General features: G+C 70.9%; 8 protein-coding genes. 2 read left to right on the forward strand and 6 right to left on the reverse strand.

What is annotated here, in order from left to right:
• On the reverse strand, positions 1–1,200 hold a 1,200-nt coding region (locus E4099_RS26260), incomplete at its 3' end, for an ATP-binding protein (RefSeq protein WP_135341603.1).
• A 267-nt stretch (positions 1,201–1,467) separates the two neighbouring features.
• On the opposite strand from E4099_RS26260, the gene E4099_RS26265 reads away from it, so the two are divergent.
• Both E4099_RS26265 and E4099_RS26270 read left to right on the forward strand, forming a co-directional pair.
• Complete coding sequence (locus tag E4099_RS26265) at positions 1,468–2,019, forward strand: glycoside hydrolase family 25 protein (RefSeq protein WP_135341604.1); 552 nt, start codon at positions 1,468–1,470, stop codon at positions 2,017–2,019.
• Positions 2,020–2,312: 293 nt separating this feature from the next.
• Positions 2,313–2,621, forward strand: coding sequence for a hypothetical protein (locus E4099_RS26270; protein WP_135341605.1), 309 nt, complete (start codon positions 2,313–2,315; stop codon positions 2,619–2,621).
• Between the two features lie 151 nt (positions 2,622–2,772).
• On the opposite strand, the gene E4099_RS26275 is transcribed toward E4099_RS26270, so the two are convergent.
• From E4099_RS26275 to E4099_RS26295, 5 genes are all read right to left on the reverse strand, one after another.
• A complete protein-coding gene (locus E4099_RS26275) occupies positions 2,773–2,988 on the reverse strand; it encodes an EF-hand domain-containing protein (protein WP_135341606.1) in 216 nt (71 codons plus the stop codon).
• Positions 2,989–3,053: 65 nt separating this feature from the next.
• Positions 3,054–3,677 (reverse strand): N-acetylmuramoyl-L-alanine amidase, encoded by a 624-nt coding sequence (locus E4099_RS26280; RefSeq protein WP_135341607.1) that lies wholly within the window; start codon positions 3,675–3,677, stop codon positions 3,054–3,056.
• Between the two features lie 531 nt (positions 3,678–4,208).
• Positions 4,209–4,721: an ATP-binding protein gene (locus E4099_RS26285; RefSeq protein WP_135341609.1), complete on the reverse strand. Its 513-nt coding sequence runs from the start codon at positions 4,719–4,721 to the stop codon at positions 4,209–4,211.
• A 269-nt stretch (positions 4,722–4,990) separates the two neighbouring features.
• Positions 4,991–5,758 carry an enoyl-CoA hydratase/isomerase family protein gene (locus E4099_RS26290; RefSeq protein WP_135341608.1) on the reverse strand — a complete coding sequence of 256 codons (768 nt, stop codon included), beginning with the start codon at positions 5,756–5,758 and terminating at the stop codon, positions 4,991–4,993.
• Between the two features lie 41 nt (positions 5,759–5,799).
• Positions 5,800–6,960 carry a L,D-transpeptidase gene (locus tag E4099_RS26295; protein ID WP_135341610.1) on the reverse strand — a complete coding sequence of 387 codons (1,161 nt, stop codon included), beginning with the start codon at positions 6,958–6,960 and terminating at the stop codon, positions 5,800–5,802.
• Positions 6,961–7,287 lie beyond the last annotated feature (327 nt).

The following is a 7,287-nucleotide window of genomic DNA, read 5'->3' on the forward strand; positions in this document are numbered from 1 at the left end:
GTGCGGGGCCTGGGCACCGTGGCGGCGGCGCCGGGGCAGGCCGGTGGTGGGCGGGTCCTCGGCGTGGCCGCGGGCCGCGTGGGTACGGGCCCGGGCGGCGGCGGTCCGGTCCGCCGGATCGGAGTCGGCGGTCAGCGGGGCGGCCACGGACATCGGGGTGGTCTCGTCCAGCATGGTCAGCAGCCGGCCCGGGATGTGCACGATGGCGCGCACCCCGCCGTACGGGGCGGGCTTGTCCACCGAGACGCTGAACCCGAACTGCCGCACCAGCCGTCCGATGGCGGCGAACCCGGTGCGCGGCGGGTCGCCCAGCTCGGTGATGAGCACCGGGTACTGCCCGGACATCATCCGGGTCGCGTACTCGACCTCCTCCTTGTGCATGCCCACCCCGGCGTCGTCGATGACGATCACCGCGCCGGTCTCGCTCCGGTGCAGGCTGACGTCCACGGCCAGGGTGCCGTGCGAGTGGTGCACGGCGTTGGCCAGCAGCTCGGTGACGGCGATGGCGACCGGTTCGGCGGCGCGGGCCACCACCCCGATCGGTTCGGTCAAGCGGCTGGTGACCTTGACGCGCTCCGCGCCGGCGATACGGGACTGGGCACCCACCACGATGTCGCCCAGGTGCGAATCGGCCCGGGTGAGCCCGGCGGTGGCCCCGCAGACCACTCCGGTGGCCTGGATCCGCCGCAGGATCTGCTCCCCCATGCGGCTGAGCACCACGGTGTCGTGGATGATGCCCGGGTCGTCGTAGCGGTGCTGCATCTCGGTGATGAGGTCCTGCAGCTGGTAGCTCCGGGCCTGGATGGCCTTGGTGGTACCGCGGATGGCGGCCTGCGCGGCCTCGTCCACCCGCCGCCGCTCGGCCAGTACCGCCCGGGAGACCAGGTCGAGCACCGCGCGGTGGTCGCGGTCGGTCTCACTGCCCAGCAGACCGGGATGGGCCAGGCCGGGCACCGGCACGTGCGGATGGCGGAGATGGCGGGTCAGGGCGGGGAGGCGCTCGGCGGCCAGGTGCCGGGTCTCCTCGGTGAGTTCCTGGACCCGCGCGGTGAGCCGGGCGTTCTCGGCCACCGCGGCGGCGCGCTCGGACAGGGCCTGCGCGGCGTGTCGGCGGGCCCGCCACAGCAACGGCACCAGGGCCGCGGCGGCGAGGGTGCCCAGCGCCAGGCATGCCGTCAGCGTCTCCGGTAAGTCAGTCATCGCGGTCCTCTGTCGCGGGCGGGCAATGGCTGTGCCGTCCCGGCTGCGCAGGGCAGCCGCGGTCCGCAGAATACGCCGGTCAGTGGCTCAACAGCCCCAGAACGGCGCAGAGTTGACAGAACCGGTGAACCCTGTGCATGCATCACCGAGACTATGACGTTGCACACTGTCCATATCCGGGCACGTTGTGTGTAAACCCTCGCCCTCACCGGGTGGCACCACCCGCTCCTCCGATTCCCCCCACTCATGTCCGGGAGGCGCATCCGCATGATCCGTGGCATCGACGTCAGTTCACATCAGTCCACCTTCGACACCGACGGCCTGTCGTTCGTGTTCGTCAAGGCGACCGAGGGCCGTACGTACATCAACCCCCGCCAGTCCTCGCAGGCCTCCCGGGCCCGCGCGGCCGGCTGCGTGCTGGGCTTCTACCACTTCCTGTGGCCGGGCAACATCGACGCCCAGGCCTCGTACTTCGTGGAGAAGTGCGCCTCCCGCCAGGGTGACCTGCTGGCGGTGGACTGGGAGACCACCAGCTCCGGCACCCGCGCGAGCAACGCGGAGAAGGATCACTTCCTGCGCCGGGTGAAGGCGCTGCGCCCCACCCACCGGGTCATGCTCTACTGCGGCCGCTCCTTCTGGCTGCACCACGACACCACGTCCTACGCGGGCGACGGGCTGTGGATAGCGGACTACGTCACGGCCGGCAAGCCGCGGATCAAGGCCAAGTGGCGGATCCACCAGCACACGGACACTCCGCTGGACCGGAACGTGGCGGCGTTCTCCAGTACGGCGGCGATGCGGGAGTGGGCCGCCCCCTGACCCGCACGGCACCGGACCGCACGGCACTCCGACCGCACGGGCCACCCGGATCGCCGGCGGGGCAGGCTCCGTGATCGCCGGGCACCACTGACCCCCGGGGCACCCTGCCCGCCGGGCCGGAACGCCCGGCACCCACAGCCCCGTGCTGCCGCATCCGGCACCCGGTATCCGCCCCGGACCGCTGCGTCCGGCCGGCGGCGCACCGGGGCCGACCCGCATCTCTGCCGCTCGGACCGGCTGCCGGGCCGGGCGGCACGGCGGGCGCTGTCGGTGGGTGCGCTTACGCTCGGAGCATGAGTTACGCAGACCTGCGCGAGCTCCAGAGCGCGCTCAGCACCGCTTCGGACATCGCGTTCTCCCTGGAGGCGGCACCGAGCGCACACGAGGCCGAGCAGCTCGGCGACGCGCTGCGCCGGGCGCTGGCCGCGGCGGGCGCGCTGGCGGCCGAGCGCGGCGCGACCGGATGCGCGGAGCATCCGCGGGGCGCGGTCGACCCGCTGTACGGGGACAAGGAGGACCCGTTGCCGCCGGGCTTCGGCCGCTGCCTGCTCTGCAACGACCGCCGGCGCCGTGCCAGTGCCCAGCGCCGCCACTGGCGCTGAGCCGAGACGCTTGCGCTGAGCGGAGACACGTGCGCTGAGCGGGGAATGGGCTCCGGGCCGATCGCACCCGCGCGGCGCCCCGGCCCGCCAGGGCCGAGGCGTACCGGCGGCCTTTGCCGCGAGCCGGGGTCCGGCCGCCGGTGGTGTGGGCTCAGCCCTTGTTCTGAGCCGCCCAGAACTCCTCGAACGACAGCAGGCCGTCGCCGTTGGAGTCGTGCGAGTTGATCACGGCCTGCGCGACGGTCTCCGTGACGTACGGGTCCCCCAGCTGGGCCATGACGCTCTTGTACTCGGTCGCGGAAATCAGCCCGTCTCCGTTGACGTCGAAGCGCGCGAACGCCTTCTTGGCCGTCTCGATGTCAGCCACCTGGGCCACCCCTTCTCAGTGCTTGTCCGACCTGCACAGATTAAGCGACGGCCGAAAGGGACCGATCAGTAGGCGTTGACCAGCGCCATGTACCGGTCCCAGTCCCAGTACGGACCGGGGTCGGTGTGAGTGGCGCCGGGCACCTCCACGTGGCCGATGATGTGCGTACGGGTGCGGGGGATCTTGTACCGGGTGCAGATCGCGGCGGTCAGCTGGGCGGAGGAGTTGTAGAGCGCGTCGGTGAAGTACTCCGGCTGGTCGACCCAGCCCTCGTGCTCGATGCCGATGCTGTGGGTGTTGTAGCTCCAGTTCCCGGCGTGCCAGGCGATGTCCTTCTCCCGGACGAACTGGCCGATGTAGCCGTCGGCCGAGGCCACCATGTAGTGCGTGGACACCTGCTTCGCGGGGTCCTTGAAGATGCGCATGGCGTCCTGGAAGGTCTCCTGCGTCACATGGATGACGATGGTGTTGATCGTGTAGGTCGTCGGACGGTTGGAGACCGTGTAGTTGGAGCTGCTGGCCGGGATCCAGTGGGTCGTGGGGTAGGCGGTGGAGACGGCTTCGCCGGTGGTCCCCGCCGCCTGGGCGGCGGTCGCGGAGGCGGCGGTGAGGCCGAGCGCTGCGGCGCCGAGGCCGGCGCCGGAGCGCAGCAGGCCACGACGGGTGGGCTGGTGTCGATGGGCTTCCATGGGGGGCTCCCGGTTCCTGGGTTGAACGGGACATGACGCGCGTAGCGCGTTTCCCGTTCATGCTGAAGTCTCGACGCGAACATGCCAAGCACGGTCGGGCAAAGAAAGAATCCGACCTCCGGTCTGGACCACCGGCGACAATCACCCGGGACGCGGACTCCCGGGAACCGCATGACGCGGCATCACCCGTATGAACATCAGCCTCGCCGGGTACCTATCCATCATTCACAAGGCTGGTGGCGCACCTCACCTTGCCTTAGGAGGTGAAATGTCCGAATTGCAGGCTTAGGTTACCGGATGCCGCTTTGAAAAGGAGACACCCTGTCTGCGATAGTCGTTCGCGCGACTCCCATTGACCCGGGCTCGGTCGCCTTTCCGCCAGGATCACACCCCCTAGACCCTGGCGTGCCGCAAGAGGCCCCCACGCCGTCACACCACGACGCACCGGGGCCTCTTCGCGTTGCGGCCGCGGCTCGTACGGGCATCGCGCACCGCCCGTGGCGGACCGCCGGCACCCGGGCGGCGGCCGGCTCAGCGGTCGGTGACGCGCATCTCGAACCAGGTGGTCTTGCCGCGGGGCAGCAGGTCCACGCCCCAGCGGTCGGAGAGCCGGTCGACCAGGAACAGCCCCCGGCCGCTGATGTCCATCTCGCGCACCGGCATCAGACAGGGCAGCCCGCGCGAGGGGTCGCGCACCTCCAGCCGGATCCAGCCGCGCCGCCGCAGCAGCCGCAGGCCGAAGGTGCGGGCTCCGGTGTGCCGCACCGCGTTCCCCACCAGCTCGGAGACGAGCAGCACCGCGTACTCGGCCAACTGCGGACTCAGCTGCCAGTGGCGCAGGATGATCAGCTCGGTGAGGCGGCGCGCGCTGGCCGCCGACTCGGGACGGGAGGGGAGTCGCACTTCCTCGACCGTCGGGTCGCCGAACCGGTCGATCGCCCGCAGGGCCAGCTCGTCCTCGGCGAAAGCCGCGCTCCGGGCAGCCACGCAGACACGCTGCTGCGGTTGATCCATTCCGTCCAAGCCCGCCATGCCCCCCATGATGGCCGCCGGCTGGGGCGGGTGCGGTGTCACCACAGGATCCCCCCACACCCGGCCAGTGCGCCCCATAAGTCGGTAGCGGTGTCCGCCGCTTCCCACCCGAAGTCGGGAATCCTGGGGTGACCAGCGAAAACGCCGCGCGTACAAACGATCACCCAGCGTACCGGATAGGGGTGGGTACTTTTCAGGGAACGCCAGAATGCGTCAGCAGGGGCGCACTCGGGGCCTTCCGGCCTCCGTGTGCGCCCCTGCCTTCCCAGAAGGTGTTCGCCTCAGACGAACTTGGCCTTCCCCGGGCCCTCCTCGACGAAGCTGCGCATGCCGATCTCACGGTCCTCGGTGGCGAACAGGCCGGCGAACCAGGTGCGTTCGATGGCCAGTCCGGTGTCGATGTCGGTCTCCAGGCCCGCGTCCACCGACTCCTTGGCCGCGCGCAGCGCCAGGGCCGGGCCCTTGGCCAGCGCGGCGGCCCAGGCGTGCGCCTGCTCGTACACCTCCTCCGCCGGCACCACCCGGTCCACCAGGCCCATGGTGAGGGCCTCGTCGGCCCGGACCATCCGGCCGGTGAAGATCAGGTCCTTGGCCCGCGAGGGGCCGACCAGCCGGGACAGCCGCTGGGTGCCGCCGGCGCCCGGGATCAGCCCGAGCAGGATCTCCGGCTGGCCGAGCTTGGCGTTCTCGGCGGCGATCCGGAAGTCGGCGCACAGCGCCAGCTCGCAGCCGCCGCCGAGGGCGTAGCCGGTGACCGCGGCGACGACCGGCTTGGGGATCCGGGCCACCGCGGTGAAGGCGTCCTGCAGGTCGCGGGACCGGGTCACCATCGCGGCGTGGTCCATCACCTGCATCTCCTTGATGTCCGCGCCGGCCGCGAACACCTTCTCACCGCCCCAGATGACCACCGCGCGGACATCCTCGCGGCGGGTCGCCTCGTGGGCGATCTCCCGGAGCCGGTCCTGGGTGGCGACGTCCAGCGCGTTCATCGGCGGGCGGTCCAGGCGGATGGTGCCGACGCCGTCGGCGACCTCAAGGTTCACAGTCATGGCCGCAGGTTAGCGCGCGTTCACTGAACCGGGGCAGCGGGTCACTGCCCGGCCTTCCACTGGTCCCAGGACATGTTCCAGCCGTTCAGGCCGTTGTCCGGCTGGATGGTGCGGTCCTGGGAGTTCTTCACCACGACCACGTCGCCGATGATCGAGTTGTTGTAGAACCAGGCGGCCTGCGTGCCGTTGTTCCCGCCGCCGCGGAGGTCGCTCAGGCCCACGCAGCCGTGGCTGGCGTTGGTCGAACCGAAGACCGACTTGGCGGACCAGTAGTTGCCGTGGATGAAGGTGCCCGAGGTCGACAGCCGCATGGCGTGCGGCACGTCCGCGATGTCGTACTGGCCGCCGAAGCCGACCGTGGCGCCGTTCATCCGGGTCACCGCGAACCGCTCGCTGATGACCATCTGGCCGTTGTAGGTCTCGGTGCCCGGCCCGCCGGAGGTGATCGGGATGGTCTTGACGACCTTGCCGTCCCGCGTCACCTTCATCGTCTTGGTCTTGGCGTCGACCACGCTGACCTGGTTGCGGCCGATGGTGAACCGGACCGTCTTGGTCTGCTTGCCGTAGACGCCCGGCCGGCCCTCCACCCCGTCCAGGTCGAGCTTCACGGTGACCTTGGTGCCGGGGGCCCAGTACTTCTCCGGCCGGAAGTCCAGCCGGTCGTTGCCGAACCAGTGGCCCTCGATCGGCACCGCCGGGGAAGCGGTGACCTTGACCGCCTTCTCCACCGCGCCCGGCTCGGTGATGCCGCGGCTGAAGCGCAGCGAGACCGGCATGCCCACACCGACCGTGGAGCCGTCCTCGGGGGTGAAGGAACCGACGAAGGTGTTCTTGGGCACGAGGGTGGTGAACTTGGCGTGCTCGGCCGACTCGCGGCCGTCCTCGTCCTTGGCGACGGCGTCCACGGTGTACGTGGCCCCGGCGCCCAGATGGGTGTCGGGCACCCAGCTGCTGCCGTCGGCGGACACCCTGCCCGCTATGGTCCGGCCCTTGCTGTCGGCCACCTTCACCGAGCTGAGCTTGCCGTTGCGGGCCGTCACCTTCAGCGCGCCGCTGGTGGCCACCCCGTCGCTGCCGTCCTTGGGCGCTATGGCCACCTGTGCCTCGGAGGTCTTCTGGCCCCCGCCGTTCTTCCCGCCGCCCTTGCCGTCGTCCCCGTCACCACCGCCACACGCGGTGGTCAGCACCAGCAACGCCCCCAGCACCAGGGCGGCCCTGCCCCCGCGAGCCCGACCCCTCGATATGTGGTGCACCTTCACTACGGCCCTCTCCCCTTCATACGGTCCGCGCCCCCGCGGCTCCCCATGACGTGTGCCTCACACACGCTTTGCGATGGTAACCAGACCGTCCCTCGGACGGACTCCCCTTGATTGTCTCTGTTCGGTCCCAACTGCGACCAGTGGTGCCGGATGGGCGAATTGACGCCCCGTGCGGAGGGGCTCGCCGCCCGGTGGCCGGTAGAGGTACGGCGGGGCTCGGCGCCGGTGGCCGGTACGGCGAGGAGCGCCGGTGGCCGGTACGGCGACGGG

Source organism: Streptomyces palmae (genome assembly GCF_004684805.1).
Lineage (GTDB): Bacteria > Actinomycetota > Actinomycetes > Streptomycetales > Streptomycetaceae > Streptomyces > Streptomyces palmae.

Bases quoted from the DNA above. Each gene is read 5' to 3' on its own strand.
- E4099_RS26265 (WP_135341604.1), top strand. From the start codon at position 1,468: ATGATCCGTGGCATCGACGTCAGTTCACATCAGTCCACCTTCGACACC.
- E4099_RS26270 (WP_135341605.1), top strand. From the start codon at position 2,313: ATGAGTTACGCAGACCTGCGCGAGCTCCAGAGCGCGCTCAGCACCGCT.
- E4099_RS26280 (WP_135341607.1), bottom strand. From the start codon at position 3,677: ATGGAAGCCCATCGACACCAGCCCACCCGTCGTGGCCTGCTGCGCTCC.
- E4099_RS26290 (WP_135341608.1), bottom strand. From the start codon at position 5,758: ATGACTGTGAACCTTGAGGTCGCCGACGGCGTCGGCACCATCCGCCTG.